Source organism: Mucilaginibacter sp. SG564, from assembly GCF_013149275.1.
Taxonomy (GTDB): domain Bacteria; phylum Bacteroidota; class Bacteroidia; order Sphingobacteriales; family Sphingobacteriaceae; genus Mucilaginibacter.
Map to the genome: position 1 here is coordinate 38224 of NZ_JABGNA010000010.1, position 23713 is coordinate 61936.

The following is a 23713-nucleotide window of genomic DNA, read 5'->3' on the forward strand; positions in this document are numbered from 1 at the left end:
CCTTGCATAGTATGTTACAAAATATTGCAGTTGAATAATAAAAGTCTTAAGCAGATTTCCATATTTTAAATACGTTTTCGTACCGGGCATCGGTATCACGTATAATGACGGATAAATGATCCTGGCGTACCGGAAAATGTTGATCGATGGTGTAATAGATCTTTTGTAAGAGATTACCTAGTTTTTGCTCAAAGTCGGTTTTACTAATACTGATCAGCACCTGGTTACCCAAAGCGGCCACTATCCCCTGCTCCCCGATCTCGCTTTTCAGTAAATGTATCACGTTTACAGTTAACGTTCTGGCAGCAAGCTCTGCCATTGTTAATATTTCGTTCATAATAATACCCAAAAAATTAAATGATAAAAGCTTGCCGGTTTACCTTAATAAGATACGCGGACGTCTGTGTACATGTACTTCTTCTGGCTGCTGATCGGCCAGTTTAACCACAATATCCCGATCGCCAATAGTACTGCCATCAAGTTCTTTGATCGCTTGCAATCCTTGTTGATTATCCTGCATTTCAACAAAACCAAAGCCTTTGCTTTTACCAGTTTTTGGTTCTGTAATAATTTTTACTGCTATCACGGCACCAAATAATTCAAACAATTGTCTGATGCCTACACCGCCCACATAAAATGGAATATTAGCTACAAAAATCTTCATAATTCCTGATTTTTAATGATAAACACTTATTAACCTTCAGTTAATGATTAACGATCCGGATTTATGAAAAGTTTAAGAAATTTTAAAAAACTGCCGATTATGATTTATTGATGACTTAAAACGAATTTCTCATTTACTAATGATGATCATTTACCATAAATCGGCCATCACAAGTAATGGAGTAACTTTATAAGTTAAAAGCCCGGTACAAACCGGGCCTTTTTCATTATAGGTGCCAATAGTTAATTAAAGAACAATTTATTGGTTATTAGGAATGCTTATGTGCAAAGAACAGATATTTGATCTCGTATTGATTATCAGCTTTATCAAACGCCATGAGATCAGCATCCCCGCGGAAATAATTTTGAACACTATAACGAAACTCTACCCGGGAAGGAAAGCTTTTATCAATATTTTCAATTGTTAAATTTAATACCGGATTTGCAGTTCTCACACTATAAAAATAGCGTTCAACGGGGGCATACCCTTTACCTTGTTGAGTCAGTTGCTGGCGGCTATAAAGCATGAAACCGGCTGTATCCAGTATTTTATAAGTTCCGTTCTGATAAAACCTAAAATCCTGACTATTTTGACGGTAACCAAATATTTCACTTTTGGATAGCTTCATTTTTTTGCCCTGATAGATCAGCGATACATATCTTCCATTTAAAAACTCGTTTAGTTGGAGTTTGTCGTTTTTATCAAGAGCGTAACTTAACCTACCTGCTTTGTAATCCTGTTCGTTAAGATATATACCGGTGGTACTTTTTGTACCTTGTGCTTGTGACCGTATACCCTGTATACAGATCATCACCCCTACGACGAGCACTTTGATTGATGTTTTCATTTTTTTATTATTTAATGATACTATAAACTAATAGTATTTCTTTAAGAAGCCGGGCTGTAATCCCCGGCTTCAGCCTTACTAAATTTACCCCGACTCTTGAGTGTAAATTATTGCAGGCTTAGCGGTGTTTTGACTGACTTTATTTTTCCTGTTGTATTTTGATTAATTAACCATTAAAAACGGACTAATAAAGCGGCAATAAACCTTGTTTCTGAATTTACCAGATCGGGGACAAAGTCAGTACCAGCCAGAGGAGTTGTGTTATATCCGTCAGGTGAGGTAACACCGCCGTGGCCAGCAAAGTAAGGCACGTTAGCATGGCGGTGAACAACTTCCATTCTAAAGGTCAGGTAATCATTTGGCATCAGATCCACTGTTGTTGAATAATCGTAAGCCTTAAATTTATCTCCCGGATTAGCGGTGAAAGGATGTGTACCAATGGCACCAGTATTAACAGCCGGAATTGGATTTGCATCGCCTGTAGGATATAAAACCAAGTAACGACCAGGGTTATTCATAATACCTCCACCGATAGTCCAGCCAAGATGTCCATGGTTCATCACCATCCTATGATAGATCATCCCGCTGGCAAAATATTGGGCCGGTCCTTTAACAGGGTCCGAGCTAAAACCATTAACGCCATCGCCCTTTTCATCACCAAGGTCACCTGTTATGGAGAATGCGGCACTATTTACAAACGTATTCTTATTTTTGTAATACCGTACTTCAATACTGTTGTCAGTGTGGAAGCGCTTACGGCCCGGTTTATCCTGAGTATCGGCACCGTAGTAGTTATTTGTCAATGCCTGGAACCACTCTACAGGGCGCCATAAGATCTGTCCACCGATACCTGGCCTGCTATTAAACATACCATATGATTGCCAGCCGTTGATCAGCCAAGGTTCAATCTTTAATTTATCGGAAACGAATATCTGAACCCTTATACCATTGAAAAACCAAGGCGTATTATCGGAGGTAAATGAAGGTTGATAAGCCCAGTTTTCGGCATTATAATAAGAGAACAAACCAATGTAAGACATAAATATACCTGCGTCCACATTGATACCATTTAGTACATTAAAATGATAACCGGCATTGGCCTCACTCAAATAGCGGTAAGCTGTTGAAAGGTCAAATTGGCCACGTGTTACGCTAAAATCATTACGTGGCACAACCGTAGCACGTGTACCAAATTGGGTCAATACGCTTGCCCGGATATTATCATAATGAAAGTCGCCACCAAAAGCCACAGTTGAAATTTCAAATTCATGATCACGCGCCAGTGCGGTAGAACCTACTACGGTATGGTCAATGGGGTTATTGTTTGATGCGGTATAATTAAAATCGAGCAAGAAACGGCCGGTAAAGTATTTAGTATCAAGCAGGGCCTTGTGCCTGCGGTCGTTACCGTTAAGCCAGGTAAAATCACCAAAGGCAAAAGGCTCAGCCTTGGTTTTCACAGTATCCTTAACCGTGGTACTATCTTTTTTTAAGTTTAAGGGAGTTGCATGATCCTGGGAATAGGCAGTAGTTAACACTATGCCTAAAAGAAGTGACAATAAAAGTTTTTTCATTTTGAATATGGATATTATTAATTTTTGTGGCAGGGCAAAACTTTGTTTTATTATTCTGCCGTAACCACGTTAGTGCTATTTGCGGCTTAGTAGCCAATAGGTATACCAGATTGGCACCCCGGATATATACTAATTGATTATCAGTAACTTAGTTTTAATTATACTTTTTAAGTATTGCCTCTTAGAAGAAAACCGTCTCACTTTATTAAGACGGTTTTCTCATTTTGATTAGTTCATGAATATTTGGTATTCCTCAATTTTGCGGTACAGTGTGGCCAGGCCAATACCAAGTATCCGGGCGGCCTCGGTTTTATTACCCTTGGTGTATTTTAATATACGCCTGATATGATGCCCCTCTACGCTGTGCAAGTCAAGCGCTACCAGATCATAGTAGCTACCACTATGAAACTCATAAGGCAATAGTTTAGGGGTAAGCAAGGGCTCATCCATCAGGATGATTACCCTTTCAATCACATTTTTAAGCTCCCTGATATTCCCATTCCATTTGTGTTGATTCAGTAGCTTAAAAAAAGTAGCATCCACATCCGGCATTTTCTTTTTAACCTTACCCGAATAAACTTTGATAAAATGCCGGGCCAACACTTCTATGTCTCCTATCCGCTCACGCAGAGGAGGTAACATAATAGAAAACCCGGATAAACGGTAAAACAGATCGAGCCGGAAATGCCCTTCCTCAGATTCCTTTTGCAGATCGCGGTTGGTAGCTGCTATCAACCGTACATTTATTTTGGTTGTTTTGGTTTCGCCAATTTTAATAAAAGTACCATTTTCCAGTACGCGCAGTAATTTAGCTTGCAAGTCATGACTCATTTCTCCTAATTCATCTAAAAAAATGGTTCCACCACTGGCTTCTTCAAATAAGCCTTTTTTATCTTTAACGGCTCCGGTAAAAGCCCCGGCCTTATAACCAAACAGCTCGCTTTCCAATAATTCTTTACTAAAAGCACTGCAGTTAACCGCTACAAAAGGTTTATCCTTTCTTAAGCTTTCGTAATGTATGGCTTCGGCAAACACTTCTTTACCTGTACCTGTTTCACCAAGCAATAAAACAGTGGCATCCGTTCTCGCTACTTTTCTGGCCAGGTCAACAGCCTCTAAAATGGCGGGCGATCGACCTAAAACAATAGGGAACCCGTGCTGGGCCTCCACCTGATCCTGTTGTTCACTTACCTGATATTGTAAATTAGCCTTTTGTATAGCTTTACTTACCATAGGGATGATCTTATCATTATCATCGCCCTTGGTGAGATAATCAAAAGCTCCGTTCTTGATGGCTAAAACTCCATCGCTGATGGATCCAAAGGCTGTAAGATTGATCACTTCTATATAAGGCTTGATCTGTTTGATCTTATTGACCAAATCTACCCCATTGGCGTCGGGCAGCTTCACATCGCTCAGCACAACCATAATTTCCTCACGCTCAACAATGCGTATGCCTGCTTTGGCATTTGCGGCCTGTACCACATGATACCCTTCCAGGGTAAGTATACGGGCCAATAATTCGCTGAGCTTAACCTCGTCGTCAATTATTAATATGTTTGATTTCATTTCTGTACTTGTTTGGATTGTTGATCAACATCAGCGGCAGGGTTTCCAATAACCGCACATAAGTGTTGATCCCTTTTTTGATCTCTTCCAGATAAATAAACTCATCCGAAGAATGGGACCTGGCAGAATCACCAGGACCTATTTTTACCGATGGAATGGTTAACCAGGCCTGATCAGAAGTGGTAGGCGAACTGTAGGTTTTGCATCCTATAGCTATACCAGCCTTCACGATAGGATGATCAATGGGAACCGAAGATGCCCCTAATGATCCCGGACGTACCATTATCTGGCATGATACATTCTTTTTGATAGTGTCCAGAATCTCCTGTTGGGTATAGGTATCATCATTCCGGATGTCGACCGTAAATTCACATAAAGATGGCACAATATTATGCTGCAGACCCGATTTGATAATGGTGATGGTCATTTTTACCGGCGGCAAGCCTGTAAGCTGCTGCGGAAACTGATAATTTCTGAACCAGTCTAGGTCTTTTAAACATTTGTGAATAGCGTTATCTCCCTCTTCCCTCGCCGCATGCCCCGAACGACCGTTGCTGATACAATCCAGCACCAGGTTTCCTTTTTCGGCAACAGCCATTTGCAACAGGGTAGGCTCGCCAACTATGGCCAGCTCCAGTTTACCCAGCAAAGGCAAAATTGATTTGATTCCATTTTGGCCGGAATTTTCTTCCTCGGCAGTTGTTGCCAGGCATAAGTTAAACCCCAATCCCTGATAACAATAAAAATGCAGGAAAGTAGCTATGAGCGACACCAGGCATCCCCCGGCATCATTACTACCCAGACCATATAATTTTCCTGAAGTTATTTCCGGGCAAAAGGGATCATTGGTATAACCGTCATTGGGCTTAACTGTATCTAAATGAGAATTGAGCAAAATGGTGGGTTTAGTACTATCATAGTATTTATTATAGCACCAAAGGTTATTCCCTTTTCTTTTTACTTTGATAGAGTAACCAGCCAGATATCGCTGTACAATATCAGCTACTGCTCCTTCGTTGCCACTAAATGAAGGGGTTTTTATTAATTGTTGCAGTAAACTTACCGACTCACTAAAAAGCAGGTTGTTCATAGGCAGGCCTGTCCATAATGGAGAAACATCTGTCCGCTCATTCAAATCTTTTATCATAACCATAAATAATTAGTTTAACTGTGGATCAAACAACATAGCGGTGCACAAACAATTGCACCTGTTTTTACTTTGCAGTACATTGTAATTAATACAGCTTTTACAAGCATCCCAAAACTTTGATTCCTGCGCAACTTCACTATAGGTCACCGGCTCGAAACCCAGTTTGGAATTCATTTTCATAATGGCCAAACCTGATGTGATGCTGAATACTTTTGCAGCCGGATATTTGGTTCGGGATAATTCAAATATTTGTGTTTTAATTTGGGAGGCCACACCCTGATTACGGTGTTTTGGCGATACGATAAGACCACTGTTGGAAACAAATTTTTCATTGTCCCAGGTTTCTATATAGGAGAAACCAACCCACTCGCCATTTTCTGTTACAGCCACTATCGCTTTGCCCTCATCAATTTTTTCTATTACAGAGGCTGCAGATCTTTTGGATATTCCCGAGCCCCTTGCTATTGCGGAACTTTCCATTTCATGGATTATCTGGTCGGCAAAGACCACGTCAGACGGAATAGCTGACCTTATAATAATTCGTTCATCTTCCATTTCTCTTTTTTAGTTTATTTCAGTTACAAGCATGGATTGTTTTTATAACTGTACATACCCTATTGCCAAAAGAATGCCCATTGTACGGGTTGATGCTTATTTATAGGTTTAGCTCATTTAAATGCAGTTTTTATTTTATAAGCACATGCCAGGAAATAAAAAAGCCTATCAAAATGAAAGGCTTTTTTTTCAATTTAAGCGATTTTGAAAATCATTGTACAGGATGGGCCTGAACAGGATCAATGGTGTAATGCTCCAGGTAACCTTCTTCGTTCACTGCAAATGTGCTTAGGCTTGTTGCGCTTGCAGATTTTTTTCTTTTGGGGCCACCTAACGGAATAATGATAGCAGCTAATAAAGCCACCATTTTAAGTATAATATAAATTGATGTCATGATATTGTATTAATAAACAGGCAAGCCCGAAACCAATCACATGCCATAAAATATCTGTCGCTACAGATCAGGCTTAAAATGGAATAGAGCTATAAAACAACCATATTGTAAAAAACAGGAAAGAATTTCAACTATCATTTTGGGAGGGCAGAATTATCAAAATGATATAAAATTTAGTCGATTACATACCACACGGTCATTTTTGCAAGGCATTCATTCATCACCCCCCAAATGTATAAGTGATCAGTTGAAAAGTATAAACCAGCCAACGGCTTTCGCCCCAACTTTGCTTCAGCAATTAAATATAAAAGCAATGAAAAAGACAGTATTGATCACCGGCGCTTCATCCGGATTTGGTAAAGAGGCCGTTAAATTATTTCATAAAAACAACTGGAACGTGATAGCTACCATGCGTTCTCCAGAAAAAGAAACAGAACTATCCACCCTTGACGAGGTTTTGTTAACCCAATTAGATGTAACCGACAAAGCCAGCATACAAAGCGCGGTAAACGCCGGCGTCGAAAAATTCGGCCGGATTGATGTACTGGTGAACAATGCGGGTTACGGCGCGTTTGGCGCACTGGAGGCCGCCAGTGAAGCAGAGATCAAAAAACAATTCGATGTTAATTTCTTTGGATTGATCGATGTAACCAAAGCCTTGTTGCCCCTGATGCGCAAACAAAGATCGGGCATTATCATCAACGTTTCTTCTATTGGGGGCAAGGTTACTTTCCCGTTCTCGTCTCTTTACCATGCCACTAAGTTCGCTTTAGAAGGTTTAACAGAGTCTATACAATACGAATTAAACCCCCTGGGCATCCATTTAAAAATTGTTGAACCAGGTGGCTACAAAACCGAGTTTGCCGGGCGTTCAATGGCCATTTTCGGCGTAGGTGAATCAGGTGATTACCAGGCACCGTTTGATAGATTTATTAGTTCGATAGAACAATGGCCGATGTCTGAAAACCTCAATGAAGTAGCCGAAGTTATTTATGAAGCTGCTACGGATGGCACCGAGAAATTACGCTACCCTGTGGGCCATGATGCCGGGCCAATAATTGATGCAAGGCATCAAATGGAAGATATAGATTTCAAAAATATGATAGTGGGCAGGCTTGGCATTTAAATATTATTGATTGTTTAGAACCAGGATTTTTGGAACAAGGAGCAAAGATAAAGCAAACAAAGACTTTATTCCTTGCTCCAAAAATCCTTACTCTCCTAATCTAAACAGCCTTTCTTTTTTTATAGTAACTTTATCTGATCATGACCGAGAAATATATTGAACTGGAATCCATCAGTGATCTGCACCGGATGGTGCATTACACGCCTCCCAGGCACCCGCTGGTGAGTGTAATTGATCATGCCGACTTTTATGCCCGGCGGCCCAAGGTAGATGCATTTTACCGGTTCGGATTTTATACTATATCCTGCAAAAAGTTCGAAGGGGTATTAAAATACGGCAGGGGCTATTATGACTTTAATGAGGGCTCCCTGATGTTCACTGCCCCCGGTCAGGTGGTTGCTCCAGGGCCGGATGTTTTTGTAGAAGAAGGCTGGGCGCTGTTCATACACCCCGATCTGATCCATGGCACTGATCTGGGCAAAAAGATCCATCAATACTCGTTTTTTAATTACGAGATAAACGAGGCGCTGCATATCTCGGAGGAGGAGAAACTGATCATTAAAGATTGTGTGACGAAGATTGAAAAAGAGTATGCCCAAAATATCGATAAGCACTCGCAGGGCCTCATCGTAAGCAATATCGAGTTGTTGCTAAATTACTGCAACCGCTTTTATGACCGGCAGTTTTACACCCGGGCCAAAGTTAATTCAGACGTAGTGCAACAGTTCGAGAAACTATTAAAAGATTATTTTGCACAAAGCACCCTCATTGAAACCGGCTTGCCCAACGTGGGTTATTTTGCCTCCCGGCTCAATTTGTCGCCCAACTACCTGTCAGATCTGCTGGGCAAATTCACCGGCAAAACCACACAGGAACATATTCACCTGGAACTGATAGATAAAGCAAAAACCATGCTCTGGGGCACCAATCAGTCTATCAGCGAAATTGCCTATGGGCTTGGCTTTGAGCATCCATCGCACTTCACCAAGATCTTTAAAACAAAAACAGGTAAATCGCCCAGTGAATACCGGTTGATGAATTAGTGGTTGACAAGACGAGCCATTTTATTAAAAAAGTGGGTTAACATGGGTTTACACTTTTCAGGGTTTACGCGAAATTATTTAACTCATAATCAATTAATTAAATGAAAATACACCCCAAAAACACGGTTTACATGTAAACCCATGTTAAGATGTGAAATTCTCTGTTGTGGACCCCGCCGTCGCTCGGCTATAAAATCCCTTCTCAATAAAGCTGTATCCCTTTCTCCCGGTAATCATCCAGTACAGCGCTATCCGGATCAAGATCGGTGATCAGGTAATCAACTTTAGATAGTGGACAAACATTCATCCGTTGCACGGAGTTTAATTTTTCAGAAATGCACATAACCACCAGGCGATGGGAGGCGTTGATCATCGCCTTTTTCAGGTGTACGATATTCAGATCGGAGTCCGTTACCCCATCGGCTATCGAAATACCGTTGGTGCCTAAAAAGCAAATATCAAATTTGATTTCATGCAGATAGTTCACCACCTGTGAACCTACGCAAACCTGTGAGTCTTTGGAGAACTCCCCACCTATCAATATCACGGTAACCAAAGGATGATCGGCCAATTGCAGGGCCACCAGCGGACTAATGGTAAATATGGTAACCGCCAGGTTTTGGGGCAGAGCCTGCATCATCTCCAGTACGGTGGTTCCTCCGCCGGTCAGCACCATCATACCGCTTTTAATAAGGCCTATGGCTTTACGGGCAATGGCTTTTTTAGCATCAACCGCATAAATGTCGGTATGTTGAAAAGGGTAATGGAATGATTTGGACAGGGCGCCGCCATGCACTTTTACAATCTGCCGGGAATCATCCAGCTCCATCAGATCGCGACGTATGGTATCTTCAGATACGTTAAGGGCCGTGGCCAGATCGGCCGACAATACTTTGTTGTGCAGGTTTATTTGTTTGATAATAAATGCGTGGCGTTCCTTTTTTAGCATATACAAATGTAGTTTTTTGCGTCAATCCTAAAATGGCGGTATTTATAGCGCTCCAAACATGCGGTTATTTGCAACTTATAAAATAAAATCAGATAAATAGCGCATAATTAAAAATAAATTATACATATATTTAGCACATACTTTATTACTATGCGGTTTTATGCAGGATTTACCGCCTGGTACCGGCAAAAATGATCTTAACGGTTTTCGCCCGGGAATTTGCAACTAACAAACACTATATAATTAACCCATTTTAAGTATGAAAAAAAGTTTACTCTTTTTTTTCCTGGTACTATGTTGTTGTGCCTTACAAACTATGGCTCAAGTGCAAACCATTACCGGGAAAATAACCACCGCAGATGATGGAAGCCCCCTGCCCGGGGTATCCGTAAAAATTAAAGGCACCAACACCGGTACCCAGTCCGATTCAAAAGGTGTTTACTCTATTAACGCCTCGCCTGGCCAGATCATGGTATTTTCTTTTATAGGTATGAAAGCCCAGGAAAAAACCGTTGGTACCGCTACAGTAATCAACATCGCGCTCCAATCAGATGCCACCATGTTAAAGGAAGTACCTATTACCATAGGTTTTGGTGTAAAGGCCGATAAGCGCTATTCTACCTCGCCGGTGCAAACCGTTAAAGGCGAAGCCATCCAGCAAACCCAGCGCGAAAACTTTATCAATGCCCTGCAAGGCCGTGTGGCTGGGGCTACAGTTACACCCACCGGCGGTAACCCTGGTGCATCGTCATCCATTGTATTACGTGGATTAAACTCCATTGGCGGTTCAAACAGCCCCCTGTTTGTGATCGATGGTATCCGGGTAAGTAACGATGCGGTTGACCAAAGCTCACTGGCATCCAACGGCGATAACCGCCGTGAGGATTTCACCAACCGTATTGCCGACATCAACCCCGATGATATTGAAACCGTTACCGTACTAAAAGGTGCGGATGCGGCAGCTGTATATGGTTCATCAGCTTCGGGTGGGGCCATTGTGATCACCACCCGAAAAGGCCATGCCGGCCCTGGTACGGTTACTTATGATAACGACTTTGGCTTTGCCACAGCTTATCGTTTCCCAAAAATTCAAACTGTTTTTGGTGTAGGTCAAAACGGTAGCAGCAGCGGTACGGTACGTACCTTATTTGGCCCTGCCTATGCCCCGGGAACACAAACCTATAATAACCTGAAAGATGTTATGCAAACCGGCCATACCACCATCAACAACCTTGCCTTTGAAGGTGGTAACGAGATTACCACTTACCGGCTTTCGGCCTCTATCCGCAATACAACCGGTGTGCTCCCCGTAGCGTATAACGATAAGATCTCCCTGCGTTTTTCAGGTACTTCAAAGATCTCCTCTAAATTAACCAGCAGTGCTTCGTTCAACTATTTTAATATCGATAACCGCAAGTTGAACAAAGGCAACTCCGGTACTTACATTGATGCACTGGCCTGGCCCACTAATGATGATGTGCGCAATTACCTGAACCCCGATGGTACCCGACGTTTGATACTACCGGCAAGTGCGGCCAATATAACCTCTGATGCCAGTATTGATTTTGACAACCCGCTATGGGATGCCCATAATAATATCAGCCGGGATAAAACCAATCGCATGATTGGCAACATCGATCTGTCATTTGATGCTACCTCCTGGCTTAACTTCAGGGCGCTGGCCGGTGTTGATTATGCATCAACCGCAGGTAACAATTTTGTGAGCCAGTACAGTTCATCTTATCAGAATTCGCCACTGAACAGCTTTGCAGCTACCAATGGTATCGCAACAGGTGGTATCATTGATAATTATAATGATGGTAACCTGCAGATCAACGGATCGTTCTTCGCTACCGGCAAAAAGCAATTTGGCGATTTTAAAACCACGCTGGCCGTTGGTGCCGAAGCCATTTCCAATAACGACGAGATCAATGGTTATTATGGCGAAAAATTCATCCAGCCCGATTTTAACAATATCAACAACACAACACCTACTACCCAGCGCTCATCAGACTATATCAAAAAAGTGCGCTACCTTTCGGGTATTGCCAGGCTGGGTTTAGTATATAAGGAGATACTTACCCTGAATGCCACCGCGCGTGAAGAGTATTCGTCCAAACTATCGGGCACCAGGCAGGATCATTATTTTTATCCATCGGTAGGTCTGGGTTTTATATTTACCGAGCTGCCGGGCTTAAAGGATAACCCTGTATTATCATACGGTAAAATACGGGCATCTTACGCCGAAGTGGGTAAAGACCCTGCCGCTCCTTATAAAATACGATCGACCCTGTTACAACAAACCACCACAGGTGGCGGTTTTGCCTACGATGTTACCGGCAATAACCCCAACCTCCGACCCGAGCGCGATAAAGAGCTTGACCTGGGTGCCGAGTTTCAGTTTTTTAATGGCAGGTTAGGCGCCGATATCAGCTACTACGAAGTAAAGGCCACCAACCAGATCTTTAACCCCCGCATCAGCTACGCATCGGGATACGTACTGGAATACCTCAATGGTGGTGAGGTAAAAAACCATGGCTTTGAGGTATCTTTAACCGGAGCACCTGTTAAGTCGAAAAACTTTAACTGGGATATATTATTAAACTTTACCGCAGCGCGGGGCAAAGTAGTTAGCCTGGGTGGCCTGCCGGAATATTATAACTCCGATACCTGGATCTACTCTAACGTTCGTTCGAGCATTTTCCCCGGCAGCAGCACCACCAATATTGCCGCTTTTGGTTATGCCCGCAATAACGCCGGCAAGATCCTGATCGACCCTAGCAGCGGATTACCTATCAGCAACGTTACTTTTGGGGTTGCCGGCGACAGGCAGCCAAAATTTAGCATAGGCCTGGGTAACCATTTTACATTTAAAGATTTTGACCTGAACTTCCTGTTTGATATACGCAAGGGCGGGGATGTGTTCAACGGCAACGAGCTTTTCATGACCCGCTATGGCTTAAGCGTGCGTACTCTGAACCGGATGACCCCGATCGTTATCCCTGGTGTTTTAAAAGATGGCAACGAGAATTCAGCTAACCCAACAACTAACAACATCCAGGTTACCCCCAACACCCAGAATAACTATTATGCCAATGCTATTGATGCCGATTTTATTGAACACAATATTAACTGGGTAAGATTAAAGGACATCACGTTAAGCTACAAATTACCCCAATCATTATTAAAACGCCAAAACGTATTTAAATCGGCCAGTGTGTTTGTAACCGCCACCGATGTATTTATGATCACCAATTATTCCGGGGCCGACCCTGACGTAAACGGTACCAACTCCTCTACTTTAGGAACAGGAGCCGCCGGCTTTGATTACGGTACTGTACCAACGCCAAGGGTAATTTCTTTAGGTTTAAGAGTGAAGTTATAAAAAGAAGACAACATGAAAAGTTTTAAATATTCCATATTGACAATGCTTGTGCTGTTTTCGGCAAGCAGTTGTAAAAAATATATTGATGTAAATACCAACCCCAACGCGCCGGTTTCTGCGGATGCTTCGGCCTTGTTGCCGCCCATACAAGCGGGTATGGCACGCGGTGTTTGGTATGATAGCCGCTACATAGGCCAATATGCCCAGATATGGGGCTCGGCCACGGCCAACAATGTTTGGGACGAAGAAGGCTATCTGCCCGCGTCTGACTCCAACGGCGAGATGTGGCGCACGGTTTATTTTAGCCTGGGCCAAAACATCACCCTGTTATGGCAGGATGCTATCCCTAAAAAGAAATGGGATTATGTGGCAGTTGGCTACGCACTACGTGCCTGGGGATGGCAAACCGGCGGCGACTTGTATGACCACATGATCGTAAAAGAAGCTTTCGACCCTACACGCCTTACCTTTGATTATGATGATGGATCCGTTGTTTACGCCGAAGTAGTGAAGAATTGCCAGCTGGCTTTAAATTACATGAACCTGGCCATTAAAACCGATAACCAGGCCATATCGCCTATACTGGCCAAAGGCGATTATATGTACTATGGTGACCGCAACAAATGGATCAAATTTATTTATGCCATACTGGCCCAGAACGCACTGCACCAAAGCAATAAAGCCACCTTTAATGCCGATAACGTAAAAAAATACGCTGATAGTTCGTTCGTGAGCAATGCAGACAATGCCAGTGTGGAGTGCAAAGGTTCGCAATCTGGTGATTCCAATTTTTGGGGGCCAACAAGGAGCAATTTAGGATCATTCAGGCAATCTGATTTTATTGTACGCCTGCTGGATGGCCGCATTTTTACTGGCTCCGCAACCCAGGATACTACTTTAGATCCGCGTATTAAACAACTGATATCGCAAAGCAAGGATAAAGTATACCGCGGCGTTATAGGCACCAATGGCGACCCTAATGCAACCGATGCCAATACAGGAATACCTAATCTTTTTGCCAATGCCAGCGTAACAGCTAGCCCTACCGCCGCACCAAATTCGCAACGATACATTTATAATGATAATTCACGCGGTGTTTTGATGACCTATGGTGAGGTACAGTTTTTCAAAGCTGAAGCTTTATTTAAAAAGGGCGATCTTTCAGGTGCGTATTCCGCTTATATTAATGGGGTAAAGGCCAGTCTGGACTTTGTAAGTAATCCGCCGCAGGCAACTTCACTCACCGGGAACAAGCAAGCCATATCCGCTAACGACATCGCTGCCTACATGAGCGGGCCATGCGTTAAACAAAGCGCGGGTACCTTAACCCTGGCCGATATCATGCAGCAAAAATTTATCTCGTTGTATGTATGGGGTGCATTAGAAGCCTGGGCCGATGAGCGCCGTTATAATTATGATACCAATATTTTCCAGGGCTTTAGCAAACCGGGCACGCTTTACCCCGATAACGCGGGCAAGCAGGTTTACGTGGTAAGGCCGCGTTATAATTCAGAGTATATCTGGAATGTACCGGCGCTCAAGACGTTCGGTGCCCTTGACCCCGATTATCACACCAAGAAACCATGGTTTATTTTACCCTAATTAAAACATTATGAAAAGGAACTTTTATATCATTACATGCCTGTTTTTGATCATAATAACAGGTTGTAAAAAAAATACCATCACCCAGATATCCCAACCGGCAACGGGTGCACAACTCAAATACGTGCAAGCCATCCCCGGTTTGCCTGCCGTTGACGAGTATGTGAACGACAAAAAGATAAACCCACAGCAAAACGTGGGCTTGACAGATAATTTGAAACCTACCTCGGTTATCACGGGTATCACTTATCCATCGGCTTTTAACACGGCAGTTCAATTCGGTAGTCTTTACCCGGGTGGTACATCTGTTAATTACGCATTGGTGGCTACCGGCAATGCAACTATTAAAATTGCAACTTCAACCCCAGTGCCGACACTGGTGAGCCCACAAACCGCAGCGCCCAATACTACGGTTGCCAGCGTAACGCAATCGCTTGCTGAAAGAGGTACTTATTCGCTTTTCACCATAGGGTACCCAGATAAGCCCACTGCGTTGTTCGTTGAGGACAAATTCCCTTCAGCCGATATGACCAAGATCTACGTAAGGTTCGGTAACTTTATACCCAACAGTCCTCCGCTGGATGTTACGGGTGTTTATACAGCCTCAGGGGCAAGCGCAGCGACTACATTAACGCCGTTTGCCGGTATCGCGGCCAACACACTAACCAATTTTATACCGATAGATGCTAATGCCATAGGCACTACAGGCTACACCTTTCAATTGTACCTTGCCGGCTCAACTACCAAAGTGGGGGCAATTACCAAAGCCATTAACATGGCACCGGGCAGATACTATACCATTATGGCTAATGGCTTGTATGCAGATTATGTGGTTGGCACAACCGGTATTACTTTAAAAGCCACTGCCAGGCCAACCAAACCAACTGATCCTAACAGCCTGTTACCCGAAATATATTTTAACCCGCCGGGCATCAGTTATTTCACCACCAAATAAGCTTACAGGTTTATCAAAAGCCCCGGATATTTCGGGGCTTTTTTGTTATTGGGATGACACGGCTTTTTTTAAGCCTGGTATATTTGCACTTGGTTCCTTAATTTTCAGACGCCTTAATATCCTATGAAACAACTACCGCAGATACCGCAATCGAGCTTTGATTTTTTAAACGCGTTGAAACTGAACAACAACCGGGAGTGGTTCAACCTGCATAAAGCCGGCTTTGAAAAAGAGCAAGCCCATCTGCAGATTTTTGCCGAGGCCTTATTGCAGCAAATGAACACGCATGATGTGATAGAAACCATTTCCGGCAAAAAGAGCCTTTACCGCATTTACAGGGATACCCGCTTTTCCACCGATAAAACTCCTTACAAAATACACTGGTCGGGTAGTTTTAAACGTGCCACCAAATTTCGCCGGGGAGGATACTATTTTCATTTAGAGCAGGGTAATAATTTTGTTGGCGGTGGCTTCTTTGGGCCCAATCCGCAGGATCTGAAACTGATCAGAGAAGATATCGCTTTTGACCCTGCACCGCTCAGAGCCATATTGAATGACCCTGCTTTTATTGCAACCTTTGAAACCCTGAAAGGTGAGCAGTTGAAAACAACTCCAAAAGGTTTTGATGCAGATCATGAGGCTATTGACCTGTTACGATACAAACAATTCCTGCTGATCAAACGCTTTACAGATGCCGAGGTTTTAGACCCACATTTTGTTGACCAGGCAAACAGCACGTTTAAAGCGATGCGCCCATTTCTGGATTATATGAGCGAGGTACTTTCTACCGATGTGAATGGATCGTTGCTTGGGTAATTCAAATCAGATATAATCTTTCGGCCTAAGTAACCCCCATCGGGGTTCAAGCTTTGTAGAAAAAAGCTAACCTTAATTTCAGTGCCGTAGGTACTGTACTCGGGTAGCATACCTACGGCATGCTAATATTTTTCCATCATTTGCTACAAAGCTTTTACTCCTACGGAGTAGCCTTCCTTCACTTATGGATATTCCTTTTTAATCTTCTCTCCTAAATTCATAATTCACAAGGATTTATCGCCTTTATAATACTCCCCCTATTACTTCAGGATTTTACCCCTTGTTTTTTCTCAAAGCGCCGAGCTTTGTTATGGTCAGTGCGCCTAACTGCCCGTAACCAATTATTTAACCAAAACCATCAAAATGAGAAAAACATTCACCCTATTGCCTATACTGGCAATTGCACTATTTGCATCCTGCAACAAATCCATCAACCGAATGCCAGTAAATACAGGTGCTTCAAAAAACCTGGCAAAGGGCACCCACTCCGTCGGCACAACTTATTATGTCGACCCGGCTGGTAGTGACAGCAACAACGGCCAAAGTACCACTACCGCCTGGCAAAGCATCGGTAAAGTAAACGCCCAAACCTTTTTACCCGGCGACCAGATCCTGTTTAAAGCCGGAGGTACCTGGAGCGGACAGCTTTTGCCAAAAGGATCTGGCAGTACCGGGAGTCCTATTATTATTGATATGTACGGAACAGGTAGCAAACCTGTGATTAACGGTTCGGGGGCAGATACAACCGGGGCGGTAAAATTGATCGGTCAATCTTACTGGCAAATAAAAAATTTAGAGGTTACCAACAAGCAGGCTGCAGGTGGTACATCCAGGTTATATGGCATTCATATCAAAACCGCAACTTCCACCGCTTTTACCAATGTGCAAATTCTGAATTGTTTTGTGCATGACGTTAATTCTTATACCACCGAATCAAACACAACCCTGTTTAACAAAGGAACCGGAGGAATAATAGTTGGCGGGAATAACAGCGAGGTGCTCATCAAAGGCTGCCACGTAAAAGATGTAACTGTAGAGGGTATCCGGAATACGGGTGGAACCTGCTCTCACATCCTGATTGATAGTAATTTGATAGAGAATGTTTATGGCGATGGCATTGTATTAAACGGGGTCAATACCAATTCGGCTATTACCAGGAACATTGGCCGCAATTTATGCTATAATACCAATACCTACAACTACGCGGGTATGTGGACATCCAACAGCGTGGGCACCTTAGTAGCCTACAACGAAATATCAGGAATCACAGGCGGTGGTGTCAATGATGGTGAGCCTTTTGACGCGGATCTGGGTGTGAACGGGGATATTTTTGAATACAATTATACACACGATAATAAAAGGGGCTTTATGCTCTTTATGCACGGCATCAGTAATGTAACCGTACGTTATAATATCAGTGTAAATGACATTGGAGACGGAGTTAGATTATTTTTCTACGACCCCGGAAGCCATACCAATATTAAAATTTACAACAACACATTTTTTATAACCGGCAATGTGGCGCAGCTATTTTATAACGATTTTAACAACACCAGCAATACCACCGAGTTCAGCAACAACATTGTTTATTGTACCGGTACGGTAGCCAAGTTTTCACAAAACGGAACAAGCGCTAACTGCCTTTTCCGCAACAATTGTTTTTATCCGCAATCCATGACTTCGGTTAACGGCCCGGCAACAGGAACCATGACGGGTAGTGTTTATTCAGATCCCAAATTTGTGAGTGCCGCTTCGGGCGCTACCACCAATTTTAAACTGCAATCAACTTCGCCTTGTTTAAACATGGGAGTAGTTATGGGCAGCAATGGCGGTATTGATTATTATGGTACTACTTTACCTGCAGGAGCGCCGGATATAGGCTTTTATCAGCACCCATCCACAGGCACAACAAACACCCTGAATGCCACCGCCGATGCCTATGTACGTGATGGAAGCTATGCCACAACCAACTTTGGTACGCTAACTTATACAGTTGTTAAAGCAGACGCGGTAGGCTACGCCCGGAGGGCTTATGAGAAATTTGATCTTAGTTCCATATCGGCATCAAGCGTGCAGACGGCTACATTGAGCTTATATGTTAATGGCGTCAATACGGCCCCTACGCGTACCATTTCGGTATATACTACCCAAACCGAAAACTGGGGCGAAACATCCATCAACTGGAACAATGCCCCAACAGACACTACTTATATAGGCCAGATAGTAGTAACCGGTGTTGGTACTTATGCCCTGGATGTTAAGAACGCCATCAACACGCAATTGGGAAACCCGGACCGCATCGTCTCGTTCTTATTAAAAAACAATGGGGCCAATAGTTCAACCAATGATATCACCCTCAACAGCCGGGAGGCATCTGGTAACCAGCCGACTTTGACTGTTACCTATTAATGCAAGAGGCATTCAAAGAAAAAATCCCGGGCTTTTACCCGGGATTTTTTTCATAAAAAGTGGGTTTACATGGTTTACACTTTTTACGGTTTACATTTATTTAATTATTTGACTTTCAATTAATTAAATTTATTTTACCATCAAAAGTGGGTTTACAGTGTAAACCCACTTTTGATGGTAAAAACCCATGATTAAACATTTACATAAAAAGGCTGTCATGCTGAGCTCCGTCGAAGCATGGTGGGCAGGCCTCTGCGCTCGACTCTGCGACGATGCTCAGAGTGACAGCCCTGCCTTTTCAGAAGCTCTATAGATGATTATTATGTAATGCGTTTACATTAATCGAATTTAATCCATTCCGTTTCCTATCTCACATTCTTGGTAGACGCATCAACTTTGCGGTATGCCCAGCCAAAAATGAGCGGGAAAACCCAAAGGCTAAACATCATGGCGCATAGTATCCCTCCGATAACCACACGGGCCAATGGTCTGGAACTTTCGGACCCGATGCCATGCGAAATAGCTGCAGGGAATAAACCTATAGCTGCCATCAGCGCGGTCATCATTACTGGCCGGATGCGGGAGTTTACGCCCAGCTTGATGGCGGTATATAGCGTAACACTGTCGCCTTTCAGCTCCTCCAGGTTATGTTTAAATATAGTGATGAGCAACACCCCATCCTGTATACAAATCCCAAACAGCGCGATAAAACCTATACCTGCCGATATGCTAAAGTTGGTGCCGGTAATATGCAGCGCCAGTATGCCCCCCACAATAGCAAAGGGCACATTTAAAAATACCAGGGCGGCATCTTTTACATTACCAAACATAATAAAGAGCAGTAAAAAGATGAGCGCTAAACTAATGGGCACTACTTCAGCCAAACGTTTCTGAGCGCGTTGCTGGTTTTCAAAATCGCCCTGCCAGGCCATGTGGTAGCCCCGTTTCAGTTTCACTTTGGCATTAACCTTTTGTTGCGCCTCGGCAATGGTGCTGCCCATATCCCGGCCGCGTACCGAAAATTTCAATGTGGCATAGCGCTCATTCTCATCCCTGAAAATTAAACACGGACCTGTTTTTTGCGAGATATCGGCAATTTGTTTAATAGCCACCTTGGCCCCGCTTTGGGTGGGTACCAACAGGTTCCCGATATCGGCGGGGGTTCGTCTGAAAGCTTCCGGAAAACGGATGCGGATATCAAAGGTGCGCACGCCTTCATACAAGGTTGACGCCGCCTGCCCGCCAATGGCCATGGAAATTACGGAATTGGCATCGGCAGTGGCTACGCCGTACTGGGCCATTTTTTGCTGATCCAACTGGATATCGAGCTCGGGCAAACCAATGCTTTTCAGTACACCCAGGTCCTCGATACCTCTTACGTCTTTCAATATGCGGTATACGTCGTTTACTTTTGATTCCATATAGTTCAGCGAGTCACCATAAACTTTTACTACTATGGAGCCTTTTACGCCTGACACGGCCTCTTCCACGTTATCACTGATAGGCTGCGAAAAGTTCAGGTCGACACCGGGCAGTTTGGCCAGTTTCACGTTCATCTGGTTAATGAGTTCCTCTTTGGTGAGTTTCGGTTTCCAATCCTCCTCAGGGTACATCAGCACGTCGAACTCATTATTATAAAAACCGGCTACATCGGTACCGTTATCCGGCCTGCCGGTTTGCGATACGGCATATTTAACCTGCGGAAAGGTCATCAGTATTTTACGTACCTGTTTAGATGTTTCTACAGATTGATCGAGCGATACGCTATAGGGCAACTGCACCCTGAGCCATATAGCCCCTTCATCCAGCTCCGGCAAAAACTCGCTCCCTAAAAACTTAAAGGAGAACAGCCCGATAGCCATCGCAATCAGCGATACTGTCACCACCACTTCTTTCCGTTTAAATGATCGTACAAAGCCATTCAGCATAAAGGCGGTAAGATGATGTACAAATGGATTATGCTTTTCGTGAACGTTTTTATTGAGCAGTAATTTGATCAGCACAGGCACTAATGTCAGCGTGGTGATCAAAGCGCCGATAAGCGCAAAACCCAGCGTATAGGCCAATGGCGAAAACAGTTTCCCCTCTACCTTCTGAAAGGCAAAAATGGGTAGCAGGCCAGTGATGATAATGAGCTTGGCAAAGAAAATAGCCTTACCCAACACGGCGCCATTATTCTTGATCATCCCCATTTTGGCGATCTTGTTAAACCGGTCCATGCCCAGCATTACCGCCTTGTGATCCAGGAATACAAACATCCCCTCCACCATCACCACCGCGCCATCTATAATAATCCCAAAGTCCACCGCCCCTAACGAAAGCAAGTTGGCCGACATGCCCATGAGATGCAAACAAATAAAAGCAAACAATAAAGCCAGCGGAATAATGATAGACACAATAAGCGTAGTGCGCCAGTTAAACATGAACAGCGATACCAGCAATGTTACCAAAACAATACCCTCAATCAGGTTATGCAATACGGTATGCGTGGCATAATCAATGAGGTTGGTGCGATCGTAATACGGGATAATTTTGGTATCAGCGGGCAGCACATCATTGTTCAGCTTATCTACCTCTTTTTTTAAGGCGGTTACTACCTCGGTAGGGTTTTCGCCTTTCCGCATTACAATAATGGCCTCTACGGCGTCGGCATCGTCCACAACAGTTCTTCTGCCCTCTTTGTCTATGATCGCATCGCTGCGGCCTACCCAACCCAGGCGGGGCAGGTTGGAGATCTCTACATTGGCTACATCTTTTACCAGTACGGGCACGCCGTTATTATTACTGATAACAATGTTCCTGATCTCGTGGATATCATTCAGCAAACCTATACCCCGCACGGCAAACGCCTGGTTGTTTTGGATGATCATATCACCACCCACGTTGATATTGGTTTTCTGCACAGCCGTAAATACATCCAGGGGGGTAATATTCAGGGTTGCCAGCTTTTCGGGATTAACCGTTATCTCGTAAGTTTTGGTTTTACCGCCAAAACTGTTAATGTCGCCAATGCCGGGGATGGCCCGCAAACGCCGGTCTATCACCCAATCCTGTATAGTTTTGAGCTCCCTTACATCCCGCACCGAGCTTTTAAGCGTATACCTGAAAATTTCGCCGGTAGGCGCAACAGGCGGCTGTACGGATGGCGTAATGCCATTAGGCAAAGCGGCATTATTTAACAGGTTCATTACCTGCTGCCGCGCATCGGCGTCTTTAACATTATCGTCAAATATCACTTTCACATAGCTCAGCCCAAATATGGTGCTGGAGCGCAGACTTACTTTTTTCTGCACCGGGTTCAAAGCTATTTCAATAGGGATGGTTACCAGTTTTTCCACCTCCTCGGCGCTGCGGCCAGGCCACTGGGTAATGATATCTATTTCGGTATTGGTTACATCCGGAAACGCTTCAATAGGCATCTGGATAAAGGTGATTATCCCGCTAACAATCAGCAAACCGGCAAGCGAAAGTACCAGGTACTTATTTTTTAACGAGAATCCAATTATTCCCTTAAGTAGTTTAGTCATCTGCTTTTAATTAAGGATAAATAATTAGTTGTTTAACGACCCATAGATCAAGACCGCCTGCGAACCTATCAGCCTGTCGCCTTTGGATACCCCGCTTTTGATATACGCCAGCTTTCCGTTGATGCTGGATACTTCTACCGGTCTTATCTGTACATCTTTAGGGCCTTTCAGAATGATCACATAGTATTGGCTGTGGTCAAAAATAAGGTCGCTGCTTGATACGGCTATTGCCTGCTCATTCTCGGTATTATTTACCGTTACGGTGGCAAACATCTGCGGTTTAAGCATAAAATTGGGATTGTCCAACACCACCTTCATCTTCATTACTTTGCTATTGGGATCGAGCACATTCATCAGCTTATCTACCTTGCCTTTGAAAACCTTATCAGGGTATGATATGGTACTTACCTCGGCCTCGTCGCCCTCGTGCACCTTGCCTATATTTTCTTCATACACATTAGCCTCCACCCATATTTTTTTCAGGTTGGATATGGTGAACATCGGCGCGCTGTTATCTGTGCGGATGGATATGCTGTTGGTTACATTTTTCTGCACGATAAAACCATCAATAGGCGATTTGATCACATACTCGCCATTTGGATTATTGCCATTGATACGCAGGATACGTTGCGCCGCCGTACGGGCCGCGATGGCCTGTTCATAATTAACCTCGGCACTGGTAATATCCACCTTTGATGCCAGTCCGCTTTTAAACAGATCCCTTTGCTGATCGAGCTGTTTGGCGGTTAAACGCACATTGGTTTCGGCATTGATAAGGGCCGCGTTATAGTTAGCAACCTCGGCACTTTTAATAACGCCCAAAACCTGCCCGGCTTTTACCTGGTCGCCCTGCATCACATTGATATCCTGTAAGGTCCCGCTGATGAGGGGGAACAGGTTAACAACCTTATCAGTGTTGAAATCAACCGCGCCATTAAACTTAATGGCGTACGTAATATTGGTTATTTTCACGGTATCAATAACCAGCGTTTTCATTAAGGAATCCGGAACAGTATAGGGCACCCTTACTTGCTCTTTATTTTCATTGGGGTTACAAGCAAAAAGATTAAGCAGCAACATTACTGCTGCCGCAAAAATCAATGGATTAATAGGGGTTGATCTTTTCATGAATTATCCTGTTAAGGGTA

The 23713-nt window shown here is 43.6% G+C and carries 18 protein-coding genes; 7 read left to right on the plus strand and 11 right to left on the minus strand.

Annotated elements, in window-relative coordinates:
* Positions 1-46: 46 nt before the first annotated feature.
* The 8 genes from FHW89_RS21740 to FHW89_RS21775 all read right to left on the minus strand — a co-directional run bounded on the left by FHW89_RS21740 (position 47) and on the right by FHW89_RS21775 (position 6753).
* Positions 47-337, minus strand: a complete 291-nt coding sequence (locus FHW89_RS21740) for a hypothetical protein (protein WP_172337162.1) — start codon at positions 335-337, stop codon at positions 47-49.
* 39 nt (positions 338-376) lie between these two features.
* Positions 377-664 (minus strand): RNA-binding protein, encoded by a 288-nt coding sequence (locus tag FHW89_RS21745; RefSeq protein ID WP_172337163.1) that lies wholly within the window; start codon positions 662-664, stop codon positions 377-379.
* Between the two features lie 268 nt (positions 665-932).
* Positions 933-1511, minus strand: coding sequence for a hypothetical protein (locus tag FHW89_RS21750; RefSeq protein ID WP_172337164.1), 579 nt, complete (start codon positions 1509-1511; stop codon positions 933-935).
* A 173-nt stretch (positions 1512-1684) separates the two neighbouring features.
* Positions 1685-3085: an outer membrane beta-barrel protein gene (locus tag FHW89_RS21755; protein ID WP_172337165.1), complete on the minus strand. Its 1401-nt coding sequence runs from the start codon at positions 3083-3085 to the stop codon at positions 1685-1687.
* A 228-nt stretch (positions 3086-3313) separates the two neighbouring features.
* Entirely contained in the window at positions 3314-4654 is a 1341-nt protein-coding gene (locus tag FHW89_RS21760) for a sigma-54 dependent transcriptional regulator (protein ID WP_172337166.1), read from the minus strand.
* A complete protein-coding gene (locus FHW89_RS21765) occupies positions 4629-5807 on the minus strand; it encodes a M20 family metallo-hydrolase (RefSeq protein ID WP_371742472.1) in 1179 nt (392 codons plus the stop codon). Before FHW89_RS21765 ends, FHW89_RS21760 begins: the two co-directional genes overlap by 26 nt.
* A 6-nt stretch (positions 5808-5813) precedes the next feature.
* Positions 5814-6359 carry a GNAT family N-acetyltransferase gene (locus FHW89_RS21770; protein WP_172337167.1) on the minus strand — a complete coding sequence of 182 codons (546 nt, stop codon included), beginning with the start codon at positions 6357-6359 and terminating at the stop codon, positions 5814-5816.
* Between the two features lie 211 nt (positions 6360-6570).
* Positions 6571-6753, minus strand: coding sequence for a hypothetical protein (locus FHW89_RS21775; RefSeq protein ID WP_172337168.1), 183 nt, complete (start codon positions 6751-6753; stop codon positions 6571-6573).
* Positions 6754-7066: 313 nt separating this feature from the next.
* Here FHW89_RS21775 and FHW89_RS21780 point away from each other — a divergent pair, with 313 nt between their 5' ends.
* Positions 7067-7879, plus strand: coding sequence for an SDR family oxidoreductase (locus tag FHW89_RS21780; protein WP_172337169.1), 813 nt, complete (start codon positions 7067-7069; stop codon positions 7877-7879).
* 140 nt (positions 7880-8019) lie between these two features.
* Entirely contained in the window at positions 8020-8922 is a 903-nt protein-coding gene (locus FHW89_RS21785) for an AraC family transcriptional regulator (RefSeq protein WP_172337170.1), read from the plus strand.
* A gap of 202 nt (positions 8923-9124) precedes the next feature.
* Here FHW89_RS21785 and FHW89_RS21790 read toward each other — a convergent pair whose 3' ends face one another.
* A complete protein-coding gene (locus FHW89_RS21790) occupies positions 9125-9871 on the minus strand; it encodes a DeoR/GlpR family DNA-binding transcription regulator (protein ID WP_172337171.1) in 747 nt (248 codons plus the stop codon).
* Positions 9872-10130: 259 nt separating this feature from the next.
* Here FHW89_RS21790 and FHW89_RS21795 point away from each other — a divergent pair, with 259 nt between their 5' ends.
* The 5 genes from FHW89_RS21795 to FHW89_RS21815 all read left to right on the plus strand — a co-directional run bounded on the left by FHW89_RS21795 (position 10131) and on the right by FHW89_RS21815 (position 19038).
* A complete protein-coding gene (locus FHW89_RS21795) occupies positions 10131-13256 on the plus strand; it encodes a SusC/RagA family TonB-linked outer membrane protein (protein WP_172337172.1) in 3126 nt (1041 codons plus the stop codon).
* A gap of 12 nt (positions 13257-13268) precedes the next feature.
* Entirely contained in the window at positions 13269-14858 is a 1590-nt protein-coding gene (locus tag FHW89_RS21800; RefSeq protein WP_172337173.1) for a SusD/RagB family nutrient-binding outer membrane lipoprotein, read from the plus strand.
* Between the two features lie 10 nt (positions 14859-14868).
* Complete coding sequence (locus FHW89_RS21805) at positions 14869-15813, plus strand: DUF4397 domain-containing protein (protein ID WP_172337174.1); 945 nt, start codon at positions 14869-14871, stop codon at positions 15811-15813.
* Between the two features lie 123 nt (positions 15814-15936).
* A complete protein-coding gene (locus FHW89_RS21810) occupies positions 15937-16629 on the plus strand; it encodes a DUF2461 domain-containing protein (protein WP_172337175.1) in 693 nt (230 codons plus the stop codon).
* Positions 16630-16992: 363 nt separating this feature from the next.
* Complete coding sequence (locus FHW89_RS21815; RefSeq protein WP_172337176.1) at positions 16993-19038, plus strand: DNRLRE domain-containing protein; 2046 nt, start codon at positions 16993-16995, stop codon at positions 19036-19038.
* A gap of 365 nt (positions 19039-19403) precedes the next feature.
* On the opposite strand, the gene FHW89_RS21820 is transcribed toward FHW89_RS21815, so the two are convergent.
* Positions 19404-22565, minus strand: coding sequence for an efflux RND transporter permease subunit (locus tag FHW89_RS21820; RefSeq protein ID WP_172337177.1), 3162 nt, complete (start codon positions 22563-22565; stop codon positions 19404-19406).
* Between the two features lie 24 nt (positions 22566-22589).
* Positions 22590-23693: an efflux RND transporter periplasmic adaptor subunit gene (locus FHW89_RS21825; RefSeq protein WP_172337178.1), complete on the minus strand. Its 1104-nt coding sequence runs from the start codon at positions 23691-23693 to the stop codon at positions 22590-22592.
* Positions 23694-23713: the final 20 nt, after the last annotated feature.

Bases quoted from the DNA above. Each gene is read 5' to 3' on its own strand.
- FHW89_RS21740 (WP_172337162.1), bottom strand. From the start codon at position 337: ATGAACGAAATATTAACAATGGCAGAGCTTGCTGCCAGAACGTTAACT.
- FHW89_RS21745 (WP_172337163.1), bottom strand. From the start codon at position 664: ATGAAGATTTTTGTAGCTAATATTCCATTTTATGTGGGCGGTGTAGGC.
- FHW89_RS21750 (WP_172337164.1), bottom strand. From the start codon at position 1,511: ATGAAAACATCAATCAAAGTGCTCGTCGTAGGGGTGATGATCTGTATA.
- FHW89_RS21755 (WP_172337165.1), bottom strand. From the start codon at position 3,085: ATGAAAAAACTTTTATTGTCACTTCTTTTAGGCATAGTGTTAACTACT.
- FHW89_RS21760 (WP_172337166.1), bottom strand. From the start codon at position 4,654: ATGAAATCAAACATATTAATAATTGACGACGAGGTTAAGCTCAGCGAA.
- FHW89_RS21765 (WP_371742472.1), bottom strand. From the start codon at position 5,807: ATGGTTATGATAAAAGATTTGAATGAGCGGACAGATGTTTCTCCATTA.
- FHW89_RS21770 (WP_172337167.1), bottom strand. From the start codon at position 6,359: ATGGAAGATGAACGAATTATTATAAGGTCAGCTATTCCGTCTGACGTG.
- FHW89_RS21775 (WP_172337168.1), bottom strand. From the start codon at position 6,753: ATGACATCAATTTATATTATACTTAAAATGGTGGCTTTATTAGCTGCT.
- FHW89_RS21780 (WP_172337169.1), top strand. From the start codon at position 7,067: ATGAAAAAGACAGTATTGATCACCGGCGCTTCATCCGGATTTGGTAAA.
- FHW89_RS21785 (WP_172337170.1), top strand. From the start codon at position 8,020: ATGACCGAGAAATATATTGAACTGGAATCCATCAGTGATCTGCACCGG.
- FHW89_RS21790 (WP_172337171.1), bottom strand. From the start codon at position 9,871: ATGCTAAAAAAGGAACGCCACGCATTTATTATCAAACAAATAAACCTG.
- FHW89_RS21795 (WP_172337172.1), top strand. From the start codon at position 10,131: ATGAAAAAAAGTTTACTCTTTTTTTTCCTGGTACTATGTTGTTGTGCC.
- FHW89_RS21800 (WP_172337173.1), top strand. From the start codon at position 13,269: ATGAAAAGTTTTAAATATTCCATATTGACAATGCTTGTGCTGTTTTCG.
- FHW89_RS21805 (WP_172337174.1), top strand. From the start codon at position 14,869: ATGAAAAGGAACTTTTATATCATTACATGCCTGTTTTTGATCATAATA.
- FHW89_RS21810 (WP_172337175.1), top strand. From the start codon at position 15,937: ATGAAACAACTACCGCAGATACCGCAATCGAGCTTTGATTTTTTAAAC.
- FHW89_RS21815 (WP_172337176.1), top strand. From the start codon at position 16,993: ATGAGAAAAACATTCACCCTATTGCCTATACTGGCAATTGCACTATTT.
- FHW89_RS21820 (WP_172337177.1), bottom strand. From the start codon at position 22,565: ATGACTAAACTACTTAAGGGAATAATTGGATTCTCGTTAAAAAATAAG.
- FHW89_RS21825 (WP_172337178.1), bottom strand. From the start codon at position 23,693: ATGAAAAGATCAACCCCTATTAATCCATTGATTTTTGCGGCAGCAGTA.